The following is an 18,510-nucleotide window of genomic DNA, read 5'->3' on the forward strand; positions in this document are numbered from 1 at the left end:
CCGCGGAAGGTATTTTTTGCGAGCCGATCTGATGTCTGTGACATCTGATTGCATATTGCAATCAGTTTTGGCGTCTTGTATAGTGCCGATCGAAACTGGGGAGGTTTTGAGGATGGCCAAGCTCGTCTTTGCAATGAACATGTCTTTGGACGGTTATGTCGACCATGACAAATTTGCGCCGGGTCCCGCGCTCTTTCGTCATTTCATCGAGCAAACGCGCGGCCTGAGCGGCAGCATCTATGGTCGGCGCATGTATGAGACGATGCGCTACTGGGACGAGGAACATGCCGAGTGGACGCCGGATCTCCGCGCCTATGCGGTGGCCTGGCGGGAACAGCCGAAATGGGTGGTGTCGCGGTCGCTGGAATCGGTCGGGCCTAATGCCACGCTCATCCGGGACGAGGTCGAACGAGCTGTGCGTGCCGTGAAGGCCGAAAAGGCAGGCGAGATTCTCGTCGCGGGGCCAGCGCTGGCAAATAGCCTGGCTGGGCTAATTGACGAATATCACCTCTATGTCCGTCCGGTCGTGCTGGGGCGCGGAAAGCCGTTTTTCGCCGGCCCCCGACCGCCGCTGCGCCTTGTGGCCAACCAGCTCGTCGGCGAAGACACGATCCGGCTGACTTATGTTCCCGCCCAGGCGTAGAGATTAATCGTCATCGGGTTCGGCGAGCGCGTTCAGCCGCCTGATATTGCAGTCGATGACACTACCCTTTCGCTTGATGGCGCCCTGCTCCTCCAGAGATAGGATGGAGCGGTTGATCTTGGGGCGGCTCGCGCCGAGGATGCCGGCGATCTCGGTCTGGCTGAGCGCGATATGCAGGCTCGCTTCGTCCGGCAGATCGTCGCCGTGGATCTGCTTGAGCGTGGCCAGGAAGAAGCGGGCGACCCGGCTGTCGAGATCGTAAAGCGCGATGGTTTCGAGCTGGTCGGTGGTTTCGCGGAGCCGACGGCAGAGATAGCGCATCACCGCCTCGGCCGCCTCCGGATTGCGGGTGATGAAGTTCATGAACTCGGTCTTGCCGATGACATAGCCTTCCGTCGCCACCGAGGCGGCGGCATCGGCGGAACGTGGTTCGCCATCGAGCACGGCCATTTCGCCGAGCAGGGTTCCGGGCTCGAGATGGCGCAGCGACAGTTCCTTGCCCTGGGACGTGATGAGCGAAAGCTTGATGCGGCCCTCGGTGACGAGGATCATGTAATTGCCCTCGTCGCCGCGCTGGAAGATCACCGTGCCCGCCGGCCATTTGCGCCATTGGGCAAGGCCCGCGACTTCGGCCACGAGTTCCTTCGAGAATTCCTCGAATATCGGGAAGGACCGCCAGAAGGCCGGACTCTTGTTGATTTCTGCCATGCGAACTCGTCCCCCAACTGCATACGCGCGACAGCGCTCATCGCACCCTACAGCAAGAGCGACAAATGTTAAGGGGGTTGGAGTTGGAGATCAGGCTGCCTTGCTGCCGATGGCGGAAGCCAGCCGTTCCGGGTCGCGGACGCCATGGCGATAGAGCTGGATCAGGGAGCGCGCCATGGCGCGGGCCTGGGCATTGTCGTTACCGAGCCCCTCTCGAACCGCGAGCACTTCAAAGGCGCGGCGGAGTGCGTCGATGTCACTCGGCTTGAACATGCCGAGGTCCTGCATCTCGGAGAAATAGGGCATGACTTCCTCCCGCTTTGTCCACGATCGAAGGCTAGCACGGGTTGCCGCGGTGCGCGAGTGGCAAGAACTCTGGTAAAGCGCTTGTGTCGGAAAAAAATATTCTACGACTCCGCCCTATTCGAAAGGTTGATTGGCAGAGCGTGTAGAGGGCTGCTAACGCTGTGCCGTTGCGCAACAGGACTTGACGATGACGAGCGACCCGCTGACCCCTGATGAGATCGAACGCTATGGCAGGCATATCCTGCTGCCGGAGATCGGCGGTGCGGGCCAGCAGAAGCTGAAGAATGCCGCCGTGCTGGTGATCGGGGCGGGCGGTCTCGGCTCGCCGGTGCTCGAATATCTCGCGGGCGCCGGTGTTGGCACGATCGGAATTGTCGACGATGACACCGTGTCGCTCTCCAATTTGCAGCGGCAGACGATCCACGGGACCGGCACCATCCGCGAGAAGAAGACGCGGAGTGCCGCAGCGCGTATTCGCGAGCTCAATCCGCATGTGGTCGTAGACCGGCACGAAATGCGCTTCACGGAAGACAATGCGCCGGGGCTGACCTTCGGCTACGACCTGTTGATCGATGGTTCCGACAACATCGCCACGCGCTATGCCGCGGCGGATGCCGCCGAGCGCGCGCGCATTCCACTCGTGACAGGCGCCGTTGGGCGCTTCGACGGTTCGGTGACGGTGCTCAAACCCTATGAGACAGGCGCGGATGGGAGGCTGTTGCCCGGTTATCGCGATCTCTTCCCCGAAGAGCCGCCGGAGGGCATGCTGCCGGTCTGCGCGGAGACGGGGATCATCGGAGCGCTGACCGGCGTGATCGGCACACTGATGGCGATGGAGGCGATCAAGCTGATCACGGGCGCAGGCGAAGCTTTGGTCGGCCGGCTCATGATGTATGACGCGCTTGCGGCGCGGTTCGACGTGGTGAAGTACCGGCGGCGCTAGTGCGTCCACCTAGGCTTGCCGCTCGCGACAGGCTGTCAGGAGATCCTCGAAGGGCACGCCATCCAGCGTCGCGCCAGCCGGCGATTGGCGAATTCGACACCCAGGCTGACACAGAGCCAATCCGCACCAGGATCGAACAGGACATCCTTCATCCGAAACTTTTCCGGTGTCGCATTCGTAACTGACGCATTCCGAGCTGAGGTTTAGGAGTGACGCCCATGCGAATTGAAGACCGTGGTTTTCATGCCGGCAGAGCCCGACGCGCTGGAGACATTGTCATGGATGAGTTCGACATGCCCCGTTTGGCCGGATGGGTGGCCGCCATCATCATCTCGCTCGGCATCTGGGCGGTCATTATCGGCGGGCTGACGCTGCTTTAGGACTGCGATGGCTGCAAGTTGATCCCTTGTGAAGCCGGCTGCATAGGCGGACGGCTTGCCAGTGTCCGCTCTCCGCAACGCGCAATTGTTGGTCAGTACGCCACGACCCACCGGATAAATGATCGACCCATTGACATTCTCCATTAGAAGTTTTGTTGTGCTTCTGGAGATAGCGCAATTTATGCGTGTTGGGAGATCTTGCGAAGGAGGGGCGGACATGGATGACATACAGGCTATTACCGCGAAACTTGAACGGGCGAGCGCACTCATGTTCGCCAAGGATATCGCCATCGTCGACGAACTCTGGAGCGACGGTTTCAGGTTGGTCGGGTCGGAAGAAGGCGAGATCGCTGCCACCCGTGACGAACTCGAAGCGCTGGTGACCTTCCTTTTCAGCGCGCCTTTCCGACTGCGATGGGTCTGGGCCAGCAAAGACTTCACAATCGAGAACGACATCGCCTGGGTTTTTGCCCAGGGTCATGTCGAATTCGTCTTTGATGATCACACCGAGCCGCTACCCTATCGGCTCGTGGCGATCTTCCGCCGCGAGAAGAATGACTGGACGTGGCGCCTCTACAGCGGTTCGGAGCCCATCAAACGAAGGACTTGGTAGTCCGACGCGCACGCGCATCCATCGCACATTGGTTGCTGCGGATCCGCACGCTAGTTCCGCCCGGGCAACACCCGGTCCGGCGGGCGGTGGCCGTCGAAATAGGTGCGGATGTTGATGATGACCTTCTCGCCCATGTCGATGCGGCTCTCGATGGTCGCCGACGACATGTGCGGCAGGAGCACGACCTTGTTCTCGTGGGCGAGCTTGAGCAGCTTCGGGCTGACCACGGGCTCGTTTTCGAAGACGTCGAGGCCGGCACCGGCGATCTTGCCCTCGCGGATGCACTTGATCAGCGCGGTCTCGTCGATCACGCCGCCGCGGGCGGTGTTGACGATGTAGCTTGTGGGCTGCATCAGCGCCAGTCGCCGCGCGGACAACAGGTGATAGGTGGCCGGCGTCGAGGGGCAGTTGATCGAGACGATATCGACGCGGGCCAGCATCTGGTCGAGGCTGTCCCAGTAGGTCGCTTCGAGCGACTCTTCCGTTGCAGCGCTGACGCGGTGGCGGTTGTGGTAATGGACCTGAAGGCCGAACGCCTTGGCGCGACGGGCGACCGCGGTGCCGATGCGGCCCATGCCGACAATGCCGAGCCGCTTGCCCCAGATGCGGTGGCCGAGCATCCAGGTCGGCGACCAGCCCTCCCAGTCGCCTTTCGAATCGGTGAGGATGCGCGCACCTTCGGCGAGCCGGCGCGGCACCGAAAGGATCAGCGCCATGGCCATATCGGCGGTGTCCTCGGTCAGCACGCCCGGCGTGTTGGTGACCGTGATGCCCTTTTTCGCCGCTGCCTCGACATCGACATGATCGATGCCGTTGGAAAAGCTCGCGATCAGCTTGAGCTGCGGGCCGGCCTCCTCGATGAGCCGGGCATCGATCCGGTCCGTCACGGTGGGAACGAGGACATCGACGCGGCGGACGGCCGCGACCAGTTCGTCATGGCTGCGGGGCGTGTCGTCGACATTGAGCTCGGCGTCGAAGAGCTCGCGCATCCGGGTTTCCACGATGTCGGGCAGTCGGCGGGTGATGTAGACGCTCGGTCTTTTCTTGCTTGGCATGCTTTTCGCGGCCCTGTCCCAACTTCTGTCGTTGACCGCTCCTTAACCAAGTTGCGCGACACTCGGCGGGTCAATTTCCAACCAATATCAGACGCGTCGACGATGGCAAACAAGATCAGACAAGTTCGGGCAAGGGCGAAAATCACAGCACTGGCGATGGCGGTGCTGGCCGCTTCCGCGTTTCCTGCGCTCGGCGAGGCAACGAAGCTCTCGACAGGCCTGCCGGTGCCGCGATTCGTGACGCTGAAGGCCAAGAAGATCAACCTGCGCGTTGGCCCGGGACAGGACTATGCCGTCTCCTGGCGCTATCTCAAATCCGGCCTGCCGGTGGAAGTCACCCAGGAATATGAGAACTGGCGGCGCATTCGCGATGCCGACGGCGCCGAAGGCTGGGTATTCCACTCGCTGCTGTCGGGCGACCGCGGCGCGATCGCCGCACCCTGGATGAAGACCAAGGGTCCCGACATTTTCGTCAACATGCGCGCCGACGCCCGCGACACCGGCCAGGTCGTCGCCAAGCTCCAGCCCGGCGTCGTCGTCAAACTCGACGAATGCAATGGCGAGTGGTGCCATGCCGAGGCCAAGGATGTCGAGGGCTGGGTAAGCCAGGCCGAGATCTGGGGTGCCTATCCCGGCGAAGCCTTTACAAAATAATGCCGATCTGCTGCGCCGCCTGCTTGAGCGGCGACTGCATGCGCGGGCCGATCTGCTGGATCACCAGGCCGGCGGCGAGGCTGCCGAGGCGGCCGCAATCGGCAAGCTGGAAGCCGTTCGTATAGCCGAACAGAAAGCCCGCGGCATAGAGATCGCCGGCACCGGTCGTATCCACGACATGATCGACCTTGAAGGCTTCGATGACGTAGCGTTCGCCGCCCGCAAGGATGATCGAGCCGTGCTCGCTCATCGTGACCGCCGCCATCTTGCAATCCTGCGCCATCTGGGTCAGCGCGGTATCGAAATCCGAGGTCTGGTAGAGCGAGAGCGCTTCGGAGGCATTGGAGAAGACGATGTCCACCGTGCCCGACTTCATCAGGTCGAGAAACTCGCCGCGATAGCGGTCGACACAGAAGCTGTCCGACAGCGTCATCGAGGTTTCGCGGCCATTCTCGTGGGCGATGCGGGCGCATTCACGGATCGCTTCCTTGGCCCGCGGGGGATCCCAGAGATAGCCTTCAAAATAGGTGACCTTGGATTCTGCGACGACATCTTCCTGGACGTCTTCCGGGCCGAGCTCGACGCAGGCGCCGAGATAAGTGTTCATCGAGCGCTCGCCGTCGGGTGTGACGAAGATCATCGAAGTCGCGGTCGGCGGGGTGCCGCCGAGCGGCCGGGTGGCGAAATGCACGCCCTGGGCGTTCATGTCGTGACGGAAGATCTCGCCGAGCTTGTCGTTGGAAACCTTGCCGAAATAGGCCGCCTTGCCGCCGAAGCTCGCGACGCCCGCCGCCGTGTTGCCGGCGCTGCCGCCCGACATTTCGATCGCCGGTCCCATGCGCGAATAGAGCAGCGCCGAGCGGTCGGCGTCGATCAGGTTCATCGCACCCTTGGTGATGGTATTGTCGACGAGGAAATCCTCCTCGCAACGGGCGATGATATCGACAATTGCATTGCCGACGGTGAGGACATCGAATTTGGTCATGCGCCAAGCCTTGGAACGTGCAGTCTTTTCGGTCGAGCTATGGCGGAAAACGCTGCGCGGGAAAAGCGGAAAAGCCCGCGAAGTCGTCGTTTCCCGGATAAATTCGCGTTTTGACACTGCCGGGCTTGCGAGTAATTGAACAAGTGTCTAATGAACCGGGCCACGCTTTCAACATGCATGTCCGTCCATGTCTCCCCAGCAACGCTCCTTCCTGACTTCGCTCGCCACCAATGGCGTCATCGTCGCGCTTGTCGGCATGCTGCTGTTTGCGCTGAACGACACGATGGGCAAGTGGCTGGTTTCGACCTATTCGGTAGGTCAGGTCGTGCTGCTGCGCTCGGTCGCGGCGCTGATCATTCTTGCGCCTTTCGTCTGGTGGCTGGGCTGGCGGCCGCTGGTCCGGGTCGAGAAGCCGCGGATGCAGGTCGCGCGTGCGGTGATTTCGACGATCGAGACGATGTTCTTCTATGCCGCCGTCTTCTATCTGCCGCTCGCCGATGTCATGACCTACTGGCTGGCGGCACCGATCTATATTGCGGCGCTCTCGCCGCTCTTGCTGGGCGAGCACGTCGGATGGCGGCGCTGGACGGCCATTGCGGTGGGCTTTCTCGGCGTGGTGATTGCGCTGCAGCCGTCGCCCGCGATGTTCCAGTCGCCGGCGGCGGCGGTGTCGATCATCGGCACCTGCTTCTTCGCCTTCCTGCTGATCTCGGGACGTTCGCTGCGCAACACGCCGGATACGGTGCTGGTGTTCTGGCAGAATGTGATAGGAGTGATCATCGGCGGCGCCTTTGCGCTGTTCGACTGGGTGACGCCCGATCTGCGCGACCTCGTGCTGCTCGGGCTTCTCGGCGTGGTGGCGATGACCGCACATGCGATGATCAACCGTGCGCTGAAGCTGACCGATGCCAGCGTCGTGGCGCCGCTGCAATATTCGCTGCTGTTCTGGGCGATCGTCTTCGGCTTCCTGTTCTTCGGCGACATTCCCTCGGTGCCGATGATGATCGGGGCGCTGTTGATCGTGGCCTCGGGCCTGTTTATTTTCTTCCGCGAGACGCAACTCAAGAAGCAGGATCGCGTGCTGCCGGCAATCCCGGAATAGCGGTCCGACTTATCCCTTCGCGACCTGCGCCACCTTTGCCGCATCTTCGTGGATCGCCTCGCGCACCACGCCATAGGAAGCGCCCCAGGCATCGGTCATGTCGCAGCGGATGTCCCAGAGCTCGGGGAAGAAGCGATGGCGGGCGCCGGCCTGGAGCAGATCGACCGGGCGGCCCTTCAGCGACTTCGAGCCGAGGCCGATCGAGCGGTGGATGAGGTAGACGTGGTTGGCGCGGAACTTCTGGAACAGTTCGTCGAATTCGATCAGCGCCTCCGCCACGACATAGCTGTCGCCGTGGTCGTAGCGCGCGTCATAGATATCGGCGACGGTGAGGCCGCGGCCGTCGAGATAGTGCGCCTTGAACTTGTCCCAGAGATCGAAGGGCAGGCGCAGCAGCAGCTTGAAGCCGGGCGATTCCTGGCCGGAGCCGTTGCCGAGCTGGAGGCGCACCTGCTGGTATTCCTTGGGCGACATGGTCTCGAGCACGTCGAGTTGATCCGTCATCAGCCGCATCAGCCGATGCACGCGGCCCATCAGCGTGACGACGCGATGGGTGTCCTGCTTTTCCATGTAGTCGAGGACATCGACCAGCGTATAGGCGATGAGCTTCATCCAGAGCTCCTCGACCTGATGCACGATCTGGAACTGCAGCTCGTCGCCATTGACCATGTCGGCGAGCGGCTTCTGACAGGTGAGAAGCTTGTCGACCTGCAGGTAGACGCCATAGTCGAGCATGACCGGCGTTTCGATCTTTGCGTGATAGTCGGTCTTGTCCATGGCTGAATTCTCCTCAATCGTCCTCAGACAGCAGTCATAGCCTATTGGGGAGCAAACATTGTTCCTAACCGTTGCGGTGATAGCCAATTTCGAAGTACGATTGTCTCGGACGAGTACCATTGAGAGAACGCATGAATCTCGACCGCATTGACCAGAAGATTATTCGGCTGCTGGAAGGCAATTCCCGAATGTCCTTTGCCGAGCTTGCCGAACAGGTGGGACTGTCGAAGACGCCGTGCTGGAAACGGGTGAAGGCGCTCGAGGATGCCGGCGTGATCCGGGGCTACAGCCTTGTCGTTGATCCCGCGAAGATGGGTTTTGGGCTGGAAGCCTTCGTGCAGGTAACGATCTCGCCGGAGAGCTATGCGGCTTTCGAAGCCGCGGTGGTGCGCCATCCGCTGATCCGCCGCTGCCACGCCACGACGGGCGAGGACGACTACTTGCTGCAGATCATTGCCGTCGACATGGCCGAATTGGATGCGCTGTTGCGGCAGGAGATCGCCCTGCTGCCAGGCGTGCGGCGCACGGTGACCTCGATGATCACGCGCGAGATCAAGACTGCGACGCGGCTGGCGGACGCGCTGGCGCGGGCGACTTCTTAGGACGACTGTCCAAAATCAAACGAAAAAGACAGGGCTAGACATCACACAATTGCCTTGACGGCAGGGCAGTCAGGGTTTGTACTTTACGCAGAAAAGACAATTCGGAAACACGTCATGGCCCCGCCCTCAGTCCCCGTCATCATCCTCAATCCGGCCGACGATGTCGGCGTCGCGCGACAGAAGATCGGCAAAGGGGAAGCGACGGGTTACAATGGGCTGATCGCCAAGGACCTGATAGGGCGCGGGCACAAGGTGGCGCTCAGGGCCATCAAATCGGGCCAGGAAGTGCATAAGTTCGGCCAGGTGATCGGCGTTGCGACCGGTGATATCGAGCCGGGCCAGCATATCCACCTGCATAATCTTGAGATGATCCCCTCGGAGCATGAATATCAGCTCGGCGGCAGCAACCGCGACGAGGGCCTGCTGCCGATAGCCGAGCGGCGGACCTTCCAGGGATACGACCGCGGTCCGGGTGGCGTCGGTACGCGCAACTATATCGGCATCATTTCCTCGGTGAACTGTTCCGCCACGGTGTCGCGCTATATTGCCGATCACTTCAATCGCTCGGGCGGGCTTGACGGCTTCGACAATATCGATGGCGTGGTGGCGCTGACCCATGGCGGCGGTTGTGCCATCAATTCCAAGTCCGAGGGCTACCGGATCCTGACGCGGACGATCCAGGGCTATGCGCGGCATCCGAATTTCGGCGGCATCCTGATGATCGGCCTCGGCTGCGAGACCAACCAGATCGCGCCGATTCTCGAACATTACAAGCTGGCGGAAGGCGCGCTTCTGCGCACCATGACGATCCAGCAGACCGGCGGTACGCGCAAGACGATCGAGGCGGCGCAGGAAATCATCAGGGATATGCTGCCGACCGTGAATGCCGTTCAGCGGACCGAGCAGCCGCTCTCGGCGCTGAAGCTCGCGCTCGAATGTGGGGGGTCGGACGGCTATTCGGGTATTTCCGCCAATCCGGCTTTGGGCGTGGCATCCGACCTGCTGGTCAAGCATGGCGGCACCTCTGTGCTGGCCGAGACGCCGGAGATCTATGGCGCCGAGCATCTGTTGACCCGGCGCGCGGTGTCGCCTGCGGTGGCCCAGAAACTGCTGGCTCGCATCGACTGGTGGCGCGACTACACGGCGCGGAACGGCGACGAGCTCAACAACAATCCGTCCTATGGCAACAAGCAGGGCGGGCTGACGACCATTCTCGAAAAGTCGCTCGGTGCCGTCGCCAAGGGCGGGACGATGCCGCTCAAGGCGGTCTACGAATATGCCGAGATGGTGACGGAGCCGGGCTTCGTCTTCATGGACACGCCCGGATACGACCCGGCAGCGGTGACCGGCCAGGTGGCGGGTGGCTGCAACGTGATCTGTTTCACCACCGGCCGCGGCTCGGTCTCGGGCTTCAAGCCGGCGCCCTGCATCAAGATCGCCACCAATACCGAGATGTATGACCATATGGACGAGGATATGGACATCAATTGCGGCGGCATCGTCACCGGCGACGAGACGATCGAGCAGGCGGGGATCAGGATTTTCGAGGACATCATCGCGGTGGCGTCGGGGAAGAAGACGTCGAGCGAGATCTATGACTACGGCGACAACGAATTCGTACCGTGGCAGGTGGGGGCGATTACGTGAGGCGGTCGCGATCGTCCTCTCTTCTCCCCTTGGGGAGAAGATGCCCGAAGGGCAGATGAGGGGTTTTCAGCGGCAAACTCGACCTTGACGAGAACCCCTCATCCGGTCCTGCGGACCACCTTCTCCCCAAGGGGAGAAGGGAACCAGCCGCACTATTGCGCGTGCTGGATGAAATCCCAGAGATTGCCGAAGGCGTCGCGGAAGACGGCGACGGTGCCGTAGGGCTCGTGGCGCGGCTCTTCGATGAACTCCACGCCGCGCGACAGATAGAGCGCGTGGTCCCGGGCGAAGTCGTCGGTCGACAGGAAGAAGGATACGCGGCCGGGGGTTTGCTGGCCGATCACGGCACGCTCCTCGTCGGTCTCGGCAAGCGCCAGCAGCAGGCCTGCGCCGGCGTCGGCATCGGGCCGCATCACGACGAAGCGTTTTCCCTCGCCGAGCGGCTGGTCCGTCGCCAGGGTGAAGCCGAGCGTGTCGCGATACCAGGCGATGGCGAGATCGTAATCGGGCACCATGACGGTCACGAGGAACAGGCTGCGCATCATTCCTCCCCGGGCGTTGTTTCCGCTGGCGGCGTGCCGGGCTTGCGCTTGAGGTTGCGGCGGAGCATGCCGAGGCTGGCTCCGCCGATGGCGAAGGCCGTGCCGAAATAGACGACCATGGCGATGCCGATCAGGGCGAAGACCGCGCCGACCTGGTGGATCAGCGGCGACTGCGGGGTGATATAGGGCGCGGCATAGGTCGATGCGAATTCGAGCGCTCCGGCCATGACACCGGCCGCGATGACCAAGCGCACGAGGCGCCAGGCGAACGGCCGGTCCATGTCGAAATGACCGCGGCGCACCAGCGCGGTGAAGAGCATGATCGTCGTCAGCCAGCCGGACACGACTTCGGCGGTGGCAATGCCGCGCTCGGCGAAGAAGGGGAAGAGCGAGAGGGCGAGCACGCAATTGACCGCGACCGAGACCATGGTGAAGCGCATCGGCGTCCTGGTGTCTTCACGGGCGAAGAAACCGGGATTGAGCGCCTTGATCATGACGAATCCGGGCAGGCCGAGGCCGTAGATCGCGAGAATGCCGGCAACGACAGTGGTGGTCTTGGGGTCGAAGGCGCCGTGTTCGTAGACGACGCGGATGATTTCGTCGGACAGGACCCACAATGCGGCAGCAGCCGGCAGGGTCAGGAACAGCGAGAATTCGAGGCTGCGGTTCTGGATGTTCGACGCTTCCTTGAGATGGCCTCCCCGGAGCGCGCGCGACAGTTCCGGCAGCAGCACCACGCCGACGGCGATGCCGACCACGCCGAGCGGCAGCTGGTAGAGCCGGTCGGCATATTGCAACGCCGAGATCGCGCCTTCCTTGGTCGAAGCGATCATCTGGCCGATCAACTGGTTGATCTGGGTGATGCCGCCGGTCACCGCGGCCGGGAGCGCCAGCACCAGCAGCCGCTTCACATTGGGCGTCATGCGCGGCCGGCGGAAGCCGATCGACATGCCGGCATGACGAACGCCGACATAGAGCACGACCATCTGCAGGATGCCCGCCGCGAGCACGGCCCAGGAGAGATAGTAGGCGACCGAGACCGCATCGGCATCCACCCAGATGCCGTAGCCGAGCGCCGCGATCATGGCGAAATTGAAGAAGATCGGGGCGACGGCGGCTGCAAAATAGTGGTGCAGCGAATTGAGCATTCCCGACAGCATGGCCGTCAGCGACATGCACATCAGGTAGGGGAACATGATGATGGCGAGCCTGACCGTCACCTCATATTTGTCGCTGCCTGCATCGAAGCCCGGCGCGATGATCGTACGCACGATCAACGGCATCGCCAGCTCCATCACGATGGTGATGACGAGCAGGACGGTGAAGAGGACGCCGAAGACCTCTTCCGAGAATTTCTTCGCCGCTTCCTTGCCGCCACCCTCGATCTCCTTGGCGAAGAGTGGCACGAAGGCGGCGTTGAAGGCACCCTCGGCGAAGAGCCGGCGGAACAGGTTGGGGAAGCGGAAGGCGGCGTAGAAGGCGTCGGCCATCGGGCCGGTGCCGAGGGCGGCTGCCATCAGCATTTCGCGGGCGAAGCCGAAGAGGCGGCTGCCGAGCGTACCGCCGCCGACGGTGAGGAATTTGCGGACGAGGCTCATTGGCTATCCCTGCGATCAAGCACACTGAACCGGAAAATTTGAAGGGCAGAATGTTCAATTCTACGCCTGCCCTGCGGCAGACCCCCCTCTGCCCTGCCGGGCATCTCCCCCTTAAGGGGGGAGATTGGCCAGAGGCCAGCCTGCCGCCCCAAGCAGCCGATCGAGTTGCCTGTCCGTGCCTCTAAGAATGCCGGGCGGCGCTCCATCGAATCTCCCCCCTTGAGGGGGAGATGCCCGGCAGGGCAGAGGGGGGTGAGCGGCGAACGCATGTCGTCTGGCTCACGTCCCAAAGCGACCTTCGACATTCTCACGGCTGCGCCGCCGGCTTCTTCACCGCCACGCCCTTGGGCGGCAGCGGGTTGACGATGCCGGGGGCGACGCGGATCTTGCTGTCGCCGGCTTCATCGGCAATCACTGACTTGAGATGGGCGGCAATCAGCGCCTGGCGGTTTTCGTTGTTGATCTTCTCACCGGTCAAGTCGGTGACATAGAAGGTGTCGATGACCTTTTCGCCGAAGGTGGTGATGCGAGCCGAGGCGATGTCGAGCGAGAGGTCCGCCAGCATCGAGGTAATGTCGGAGAGCAGGCCGGTGCGGTCGAGGCACTCGATCTCGATGACCGTGAACCGGTTCGACAGTGCATTGGAGATGTTGACGTCGGGCACGACGGTGAAGGTCTTGTCCTTCTTCTTGTATTTGGTGCGGGTGGCGATCACCTCCGGCAAGCGGCGCTTGCCCGAGAGAACCTCCTCGATCATTTTCGAGATCGTATTGGCGCGTCTCAGTTCGTCGTCGTCATCCTTGAACTGGCGGCTGATATGGATCGTGTCCAGCGCCCGGCCGAAGGCGGTGGTGAAGATCTGGGCGTTGGCGATATTGGCACCAGCCGCGGCGCAGGCGCCGGCGATGATGGCGACGAGGCGCGGATGGTCGGGGGCCAGAATGGTGATCTCGGTGATCGCCTGGAAGGCGTTGGTCCGCACCATGGTGTTGAGCACCTTGCCCTCGCGATCGGACTCGCGGATGAATTCGGTGTGCCGGACCTGGTCTTCGAGCGGAACGGAGAGCAGATAGGGCTGGTAGTGCATGCGCACATAGGCCTTGCGCTCGTCCTCCGGCCAGTCGGCCAGCGCCTCGGCCAGCCGGTCGCGGGCATGCTGGACGCGTTCGTTGCGGCTGACTTCGGAGAAGCCGCCCGACAGAAGCAGTTCGGTTTCGTAATAGAGGATGCGGAGCAACTGGCCCTTCCAGCCGTTCCAGACGCCCGGGCCGACGGCGCGGATGTCGCAGACGGTCAGGATGAGCAGGAGCTTCAGCCGCTCGAGCGATTGGACGCGGTGGGAGAAATCGGAAATCGTCTTCCAGTCGTTGAGGTCGCGCGTCTGCGCCGTCATCGACATGGCGAGATGCTCTTCGATCAGCCAGGCGACGAGTTCGGTCTGCTTCGCATTCATGCCAAAACGCGGGCAGAGCTTGCGAGCCATGCGCGCGCCGCCGATCGAATGGTCCTCGGCGCGGCCCTTGGCGATGTCGTGCAGGAGCACCGCGACATAGAGCACCGTCCGGTCCTCGATCGTCTTGATCAGGCCGGCCGAGAGCGGTACGGCCTCGACATCTTCGCCCTTCTCGATCTTCGACAGCACCTCGACCGAGCGGATCAGATGCTCGTCGACGGTGTAGTGGTGGTACATCGAGAACTGCATCATCGAGACGATGCGGCCGAATTCCGGGATGAAGCGGCCGAGCACGCCGGCCTCGTTCATGCGTCGCAGCATCAGCGCCGGGTCGCGGCGCGAGGTCAGGATCGCCATGAAGACGCTGTTGGCCTCTTCGCTGGCGCGCAGCTTGTCGTCGATCAGCGCGAGAGAACGCGTCACGCTCTTGAGCGCGTCCGGATGAAATTCCAGGCCGTTGAGGTCGGCGATGTGGAAGAGCCGGAGAAGATTGACCGGGTCGTTCCTGAAGACGTCAGGCGAGGCGAGCGCGATGCGGCCCTTGTCCTCGACGAAATCCTGGGTGCCGGCAATCTTGCGCTTGCGGGCCGTGAAACGCGAGATGACGCCGCTGAGGCCGGGCTGCTCCTTGGCCTGCTCATCCTCGAGCGCGGCGCAAAGGATGCGGGTGAGATCGCCGACATTCTTGGCCACGAGGAAATAGTGCTTCATGAAGCGCTCGACGGCCGAGAGGCCGGGGCGGGTGTTGTAGCCCAGGGCTTCGGCGACCTCCTGCTGGTGGTCGAAGGACAGCCGGTCCTCGGCCTTGCCGGTCAGGTAATGCAGATGGCAGCGGACCGCCCAGAGGAAATCCTCGGCCTTCTGGAAGGAATGGTATTCGGATTTCGAGAGCACCCCGAGGCGCACGAGTTCGGCGGTATCGCGGACCCGGTAGAAATATTTGGCGATCCAGAACAAGGTGTGCAGGTCGCGGATGCCGCCCTTGCCTTCCTTGACGTTGGGCTCGACGAGATAGCGCGTGTTGCCCGATCGGTCATGACGCTCGTCTCGCTCGGCGAGCTTGGCGGCGATGAATTCCGGGCCGGTATTGCGGACGATTTCCTTGTCGAAACGAGCGGTCAGCTCGCGTTCGAGATTGGCGTTGCCGCAGATGAAGCGGGATTCGAGGATCGCCGTGCGGATGGTGATGTCGCTGCGCGACAGCGTGATGCATTCGTCAATCGTGCGGGTCGCGTGACCGACCTTCATCCCCATGTCCCAGAGGATATAGAGGATGAATTCGATGACCTTCTGGCTGAGGGCCGTCTGCTTGCCGGGCAGCAGGAAGAGCAGGTCGATATCCGATCCGGGCGCGAGCGTGCCGCGGCCATAGCCGCCAACCGCGGTGATGGTGATGAGGTCGGAGGGCGTCGGCAGGACGTGGCGGATCACGAAATCGTAGAGATGGATGATGACCTGGTCCTGCAGCCAGGAGATCCGGTGCGCACAGCCCAAGCCGGAACCATCCTCGTTGAGGATCTCGCGCGCCTTGGCGCGGCCATCCTGGCTCACGCTCCTGACATAGGCGAGCAGTGCGGCGCGGCGCCCATCCTTGTCGGTGGGATGGTCGGCGGCGATCCGCTCCAGGCCCTCGGAGAAGGCTGTCACGTCGAGAATTTCTGGATAGGAATCGTCCGGCTTTTCCACCAGGGCCTTGGTCTGCTGCATGAGAGAGAATACCTCTTCCGGCAACCCGCCGGAACGCGGGGTCTATAGCGTGATGGCCCCGGGAAATACAGGAAATAGTTTGAGTGGGGCTTAACTTGGGCGGGCTTCCGAGCGAGTAATTGTATATCTATAGACGCCGGGATTCCGGCGTTGAGATTGGCTTCGGCATGACAAAATGGGCGGCCCACGAAGGCGCAAGGGCCGATTGGAATTCGACTAACTCCATTTCAATCCAGTTCATCAGAAGATCCGCATCCCCTATCGACAGCTTTTCGTCGGCCGACGTGGTCCTCTTGAGGCCAATATGACCAATTTGGCTGTTTATTCGTTCCAAGAGGCTGTTACTGGGAAGTTTTCTCGCTTGGGTATAGGATCCGTCTGTGAAATCAGCAGGCTTAACGCTCTTCTCATATTTTCGAAGGAACTCGATTAGTGTTCGTCCGTGAAGGAAGAACGACTCCAGCATTATATTGAAGAAATATTGATCAGCGATCTTACTGTGCAGAAAAACATGAGCAGCACGCGTCATATTGATCTCATAGGGAAGATGCACTTCGAGGAAATCCTGCATCTGCTCCTGCTTTCTCCCGCGCATGATCGCCTCCCGCTGAATTCGTTCTATACCGTCAGTTGGGATCGTAGTGTTCTGTCGTCAGCTTCGCATTACGAGATCCAATCAAGGAGTTGTGTCCACCGCGCACTTCTCCGGCCCATTCTCCCGTACGCATTGCTCCAGCGCGAGCGAGTTGATCGGCGCCTCGCGCGGCGTCGGCTTTGGCACGTCGAGCGCCTGCGTGGTACTGCAGCCGGCGAGGCATGATGTCAGCAAAATGGCCGCGATGGTCTTCATCGCGGCCGGAGCGCGTAGACGGGATCTCATCCGGCAGTCACGCCCGCTTCGCGGCCAGCCCGGTCAGTTCCTGGCCGAGATCGGCGATGCGGCCCACGGCTTCGACCAGCGTGTCGTCGGGCACGGTCAGAGAGATGCGGATGAAGTCCCTGGCGTTCTCGCCGAAGGAGCCGCCGGGCATGACGGCGACGTGCTTTTCGCGGAGCAGCTTGCGGGCGAAGGCCTCGCCGTCGAGGCCGGTGGCGCCGACATCGAGCAGGATGAACATGCCGCCCTCCGGCATCAACGGTTTGATGACGTTCGAGCCGGCCAAGGTTTCGGCTGCGAGCCGGGCGCGGCGGCCGTAATTCTCGCGCATGGTCCGCGCCGTGTCGAAGGGCTGGGAGACCGCCATCGCCGTCATGTCGGAGATGAAGGGCTGGACGCCGAACAGCATGGTCTCAGAAACCGGCAGCAGGCGCTCGCAGAATTCGGCAGGGCCGGCAGCCCAGCCGGAGCGGAAGCCCGGCGCCGCGTGCGATTTCGAGATCGAGGCGACGGCGATGGTGCGCTCCGCGAATTCGGGCATGTCGAACGGTGAATGGAATTCCGCTCCGAAGGTCAGCTCCTCATAGACTTCGTCGCAGAGGATCCAGAGGTCGTGCTTGCGGCAGACCTCGCCGATCGCGATCACTTCCGCGCGGGTCAGCACCGCGCCGGACGGATTGTGTGGATTGTTGAGCAGCAGCACGCGGCTTCTTGGCGTGATCGCGGCTTCGAGATCTTCCGCCTGCATGTGGAAGCGGTGTTCCGGACGGAGCGGCACGGTCCTGATCGTCGCACCTGTGGAGGCGACGACGCCTTCATAGGTCGCATAGAGCGGGTCGCCGACCAGCACGTCGTCGCCGGCTTCGGCGAGGCCGAGCATCACGGCGAAGAGCGCAGTCTGGGTGCCGGGGAAGCAGAGGATATTGGCCTCGGTCACGTCGGCGCGGCGCTTGCGGTATTTGTCGACCAGCGCTCTTACGACAGCGGGCTCGCCGCGGCCGTTCGAATATTTGATGCGGCCGGCATACATGGCGCGCGCGGCCTCATCGAGCAGGGCGCGGTCAGGCGGCAGGTCGGGTTCGCCGATGGTGAGTTCGATGATCGGAATGCCCGATGACTTCATGGCGCGCGCCTGGATATGCAGCGCCCATTTGCCGGAGCCGAGCCCGGAGAGCCTGTCTGTGATGGAAGCGTAGCGCATGGCAGTCCTTTCGAGTCATTCCAGCAAGAGTGCGAAGCGGTTTTGCATCCGGAATTGCGCAAAACAAGCAGATAGATGTTCTCTATTTCTTTTCAGTCAGCGTGATACCGAGCAGGCGTTCGACGGAGAGGAGCGCGACATGGGCGAGCTCGCCCTCGCCGAACAGGTCGGCAGCGATCGAGCCTTCGAGCCAGAGCCCGTCCATCAGGCCGTTGATGGCGATGGCGAGGTAGCGGAGTTCTCCGGGCACGAGGCTGCGGCCTGTCTCTTCCAAAGCCGCGCCGATATGGGCCTGGAGCCGGTCGCGGAAGGCGAGGTAGCCCTCCCGGTGGATGGCCGCGAGCGCCGGATCGACCGAGATCTGGGAGATGAAGGTCGCCCAGAGCGACAGATTGCGGGGATCGACGATCGGCGGCTTGAAGTTGGCAAGCACGAAGACCTTTAGCCGGCTAATGGCGTTCGTGCCCTCGATTTCCGCAGCCTGATCCGCTGTCTCGAACATTGTCAGCATGACGGCGCGATAGGCCGCCTGGAACATCAGCTCCTTGCTGACGAAATAGTGCCGGATCAAGCCCGGCGTCACGCCGGCACGCTCGGCGATCTCGCGCACAGTGGCGCCCTTGAGGCCCGATTCCGCGATCGCGTCGAGCGTCGCGGCAATCAGGTCCTGCCGCCGCGTCTCTTCGCTTTCGTGGTGGAATGGGCGCCGCGTCATGG

19 protein-coding genes are annotated in these 18,510 nt (G+C 62.3%); 7 read left to right on the forward strand and 12 right to left on the reverse strand.

Annotated elements, in window-relative coordinates; all coding sequences use genetic code 11:
* Positions 1 to 112 precede the first annotated feature (112 nt).
* A complete protein-coding gene (locus AC2YI2_RS23350; protein WP_487388905.1) occupies positions 113 to 643 on the forward strand; it encodes a dihydrofolate reductase family protein in 531 nt (176 codons plus the stop codon).
* 3 nt (positions 644 to 646) lie between these two features.
* Here the strand turns inward: AC2YI2_RS23350 and AC2YI2_RS23355 are convergent, their stop codons facing one another.
* Both AC2YI2_RS23355 and AC2YI2_RS23360 read right to left on the reverse strand, forming a co-directional pair.
* The gene (locus tag AC2YI2_RS23355; protein ID WP_487388906.1) at positions 647 to 1,351 is read right to left on the reverse strand and encodes a Crp/Fnr family transcriptional regulator; all 705 of its coding nucleotides are present in this window, start codon (positions 1,349 to 1,351) and stop codon (positions 647 to 649) included.
* A 90-nt stretch (positions 1,352 to 1,441) separates the two neighbouring features.
* Positions 1,442 to 1,657: a hypothetical protein gene (locus AC2YI2_RS23360; protein ID WP_487388907.1), complete on the reverse strand. Its 216-nt coding sequence runs from the start codon at positions 1,655 to 1,657 to the stop codon at positions 1,442 to 1,444.
* A 187-nt stretch (positions 1,658 to 1,844) separates the two neighbouring features.
* Here AC2YI2_RS23360 and moeB point away from each other — a divergent pair, with 187 nt between their 5' ends.
* Together moeB and AC2YI2_RS23370 are read left to right on the forward strand one after the other, a co-directional pair.
* Positions 1,845 to 2,600, forward strand: coding sequence for a molybdopterin-synthase adenylyltransferase MoeB (gene moeB, locus AC2YI2_RS23365; protein WP_487388908.1), 756 nt, complete (start codon positions 1,845 to 1,847; stop codon positions 2,598 to 2,600).
* Between the two features lie 597 nt (positions 2,601 to 3,197).
* Complete coding sequence (locus AC2YI2_RS23370) at positions 3,198 to 3,593, forward strand: nuclear transport factor 2 family protein (RefSeq protein WP_487388909.1); 396 nt, start codon at positions 3,198 to 3,200, stop codon at positions 3,591 to 3,593.
* A gap of 50 nt (positions 3,594 to 3,643) precedes the next feature.
* Here AC2YI2_RS23370 and AC2YI2_RS23375 read toward each other — a convergent pair whose 3' ends face one another.
* Positions 3,644 to 4,648, reverse strand: coding sequence for a 2-hydroxyacid dehydrogenase (locus tag AC2YI2_RS23375; RefSeq protein WP_487388910.1), 1,005 nt, complete (start codon positions 4,646 to 4,648; stop codon positions 3,644 to 3,646).
* Positions 4,649 to 4,750: 102 nt separating this feature from the next.
* Between AC2YI2_RS23375 and AC2YI2_RS23380 the strand changes: the two genes are divergently transcribed.
* Positions 4,751 to 5,302, forward strand: a complete 552-nt coding sequence (locus AC2YI2_RS23380) for an SH3 domain-containing protein (protein ID WP_487388911.1) — start codon at positions 4,751 to 4,753, stop codon at positions 5,300 to 5,302.
* On the opposite strand, the gene AC2YI2_RS23385 is transcribed toward AC2YI2_RS23380, so the two are convergent.
* Complete coding sequence (locus AC2YI2_RS23385; RefSeq protein WP_487388912.1) at positions 5,292 to 6,287, reverse strand: adenosine kinase; 996 nt, start codon at positions 6,285 to 6,287, stop codon at positions 5,292 to 5,294. The two genes, AC2YI2_RS23380 and AC2YI2_RS23385, sit on opposite strands and share 11 nt — an antisense overlap.
* A 187-nt stretch (positions 6,288 to 6,474) precedes the next feature.
* Here AC2YI2_RS23385 and AC2YI2_RS23390 point away from each other — a divergent pair, with 187 nt between their 5' ends.
* Complete coding sequence (locus AC2YI2_RS23390; RefSeq protein ID WP_487388913.1) at positions 6,475 to 7,389, forward strand: DMT family transporter; 915 nt, start codon at positions 6,475 to 6,477, stop codon at positions 7,387 to 7,389.
* 9 nt (positions 7,390 to 7,398) lie between these two features.
* Here the strand turns inward: AC2YI2_RS23390 and AC2YI2_RS23395 are convergent, their stop codons facing one another.
* Positions 7,399 to 8,166 carry a tryptophan 2,3-dioxygenase family protein gene (locus tag AC2YI2_RS23395; RefSeq protein ID WP_487388914.1) on the reverse strand — a complete coding sequence of 256 codons (768 nt, stop codon included), beginning with the start codon at positions 8,164 to 8,166 and terminating at the stop codon, positions 7,399 to 7,401.
* A gap of 131 nt (positions 8,167 to 8,297) precedes the next feature.
* Between AC2YI2_RS23395 and AC2YI2_RS23400 the strand changes: the two genes are divergently transcribed.
* Positions 8,298 to 8,768, forward strand: a complete 471-nt coding sequence (locus tag AC2YI2_RS23400; RefSeq protein ID WP_487388915.1) for an Lrp/AsnC family transcriptional regulator — start codon at positions 8,298 to 8,300, stop codon at positions 8,766 to 8,768.
* 114 nt (positions 8,769 to 8,882) lie between these two features.
* Complete coding sequence (locus tag AC2YI2_RS23405) at positions 8,883 to 10,415, forward strand: UxaA family hydrolase (RefSeq protein ID WP_487388916.1); 1,533 nt, start codon at positions 8,883 to 8,885, stop codon at positions 10,413 to 10,415.
* Between the two features lie 152 nt (positions 10,416 to 10,567).
* Here AC2YI2_RS23405 and AC2YI2_RS23410 read toward each other — a convergent pair whose 3' ends face one another.
* From AC2YI2_RS23410 to AC2YI2_RS23440, 7 genes are all read right to left on the reverse strand, one after another.
* Positions 10,568 to 10,960: a VOC family protein gene (locus tag AC2YI2_RS23410; protein ID WP_487388917.1), complete on the reverse strand. Its 393-nt coding sequence runs from the start codon at positions 10,958 to 10,960 to the stop codon at positions 10,568 to 10,570.
* The gene (gene murJ / locus AC2YI2_RS23415; RefSeq protein ID WP_487388918.1) at positions 10,957 to 12,555 is read right to left on the reverse strand and encodes a murein biosynthesis integral membrane protein MurJ; all 1,599 of its coding nucleotides are present in this window, start codon (positions 12,553 to 12,555) and stop codon (positions 10,957 to 10,959) included. The genes AC2YI2_RS23410 and murJ overlap by 4 nt, the downstream gene beginning before the upstream one ends.
* Positions 12,556 to 12,862: 307 nt before the next feature.
* Complete coding sequence (locus AC2YI2_RS23420) at positions 12,863 to 15,694, reverse strand: [protein-PII] uridylyltransferase (protein WP_487389085.1); 2,832 nt, start codon at positions 15,692 to 15,694, stop codon at positions 12,863 to 12,865.
* A 148-nt stretch (positions 15,695 to 15,842) separates the two neighbouring features.
* Entirely contained in the window at positions 15,843 to 16,310 is a 468-nt protein-coding gene (locus AC2YI2_RS23425; protein ID WP_487388919.1) for a hypothetical protein, read from the reverse strand.
* An 81-nt stretch (positions 16,311 to 16,391) separates the two neighbouring features.
* Positions 16,392 to 16,565 (reverse strand): hypothetical protein, encoded by a 174-nt coding sequence (locus tag AC2YI2_RS23430; protein WP_487388920.1) that lies wholly within the window; start codon positions 16,563 to 16,565, stop codon positions 16,392 to 16,394.
* A gap of 37 nt (positions 16,566 to 16,602) precedes the next feature.
* Complete coding sequence (locus AC2YI2_RS23435) at positions 16,603 to 17,793, reverse strand: pyridoxal phosphate-dependent aminotransferase (protein ID WP_487388921.1); 1,191 nt, start codon at positions 17,791 to 17,793, stop codon at positions 16,603 to 16,605.
* A gap of 82 nt (positions 17,794 to 17,875) precedes the next feature.
* Positions 17,876 to 18,508, reverse strand: coding sequence for a TetR family transcriptional regulator C-terminal domain-containing protein (locus AC2YI2_RS23440; protein WP_487388922.1), 633 nt, complete (start codon positions 18,506 to 18,508; stop codon positions 17,876 to 17,878).
* Positions 18,509 to 18,510: the final 2 nt, after the last annotated feature.

This window comes from Rhizobium sp. SRI_017 (assembly GCF_057586295.1).

Coding starts and splice junctions, on each gene's coding strand:
- AC2YI2_RS23350 (WP_487388905.1), top strand. CDS start 113: ATGGCCAAGCTCGTCTTTGCAATGAACATGTCTTTGGACGGTTATGTC.
- AC2YI2_RS23355 (WP_487388906.1), bottom strand. CDS start 1,351: ATGGCAGAAATCAACAAGAGTCCGGCCTTCTGGCGGTCCTTCCCGATA.
- AC2YI2_RS23360 (WP_487388907.1), bottom strand. CDS start 1,657: ATGCCCTATTTCTCCGAGATGCAGGACCTCGGCATGTTCAAGCCGAGT.
- moeB (WP_487388908.1), top strand. CDS start 1,845: ATGACGAGCGACCCGCTGACCCCTGATGAGATCGAACGCTATGGCAGG.
- AC2YI2_RS23370 (WP_487388909.1), top strand. CDS start 3,198: ATGGATGACATACAGGCTATTACCGCGAAACTTGAACGGGCGAGCGCA.
- AC2YI2_RS23375 (WP_487388910.1), bottom strand. CDS start 4,648: ATGCCAAGCAAGAAAAGACCGAGCGTCTACATCACCCGCCGACTGCCC.
- AC2YI2_RS23380 (WP_487388911.1), top strand. CDS start 4,751: ATGGCAAACAAGATCAGACAAGTTCGGGCAAGGGCGAAAATCACAGCA.
- AC2YI2_RS23385 (WP_487388912.1), bottom strand. CDS start 6,287: ATGACCAAATTCGATGTCCTCACCGTCGGCAATGCAATTGTCGATATC.
- AC2YI2_RS23390 (WP_487388913.1), top strand. CDS start 6,475: ATGTCTCCCCAGCAACGCTCCTTCCTGACTTCGCTCGCCACCAATGGC.
- AC2YI2_RS23395 (WP_487388914.1), bottom strand. CDS start 8,166: ATGGACAAGACCGACTATCACGCAAAGATCGAAACGCCGGTCATGCTC.
- AC2YI2_RS23400 (WP_487388915.1), top strand. CDS start 8,298: ATGAATCTCGACCGCATTGACCAGAAGATTATTCGGCTGCTGGAAGGC.
- AC2YI2_RS23405 (WP_487388916.1), top strand. CDS start 8,883: ATGGCCCCGCCCTCAGTCCCCGTCATCATCCTCAATCCGGCCGACGAT.
- AC2YI2_RS23410 (WP_487388917.1), bottom strand. CDS start 10,960: ATGATGCGCAGCCTGTTCCTCGTGACCGTCATGGTGCCCGATTACGAT.
- murJ (WP_487388918.1), bottom strand. CDS start 12,555: ATGAGCCTCGTCCGCAAATTCCTCACCGTCGGCGGCGGTACGCTCGGC.
- AC2YI2_RS23425 (WP_487388919.1), bottom strand. CDS start 16,310: ATGCGCGGGAGAAAGCAGGAGCAGATGCAGGATTTCCTCGAAGTGCAT.
- AC2YI2_RS23430 (WP_487388920.1), bottom strand. CDS start 16,565: ATGAAGACCATCGCGGCCATTTTGCTGACATCATGCCTCGCCGGCTGC.
- AC2YI2_RS23435 (WP_487388921.1), bottom strand. CDS start 17,793: ATGCGCTACGCTTCCATCACAGACAGGCTCTCCGGGCTCGGCTCCGGC.
- AC2YI2_RS23440 (WP_487388922.1), bottom strand. CDS start 18,508: ATGACGCGGCGCCCATTCCACCACGAAAGCGAAGAGACGCGGCGGCAG.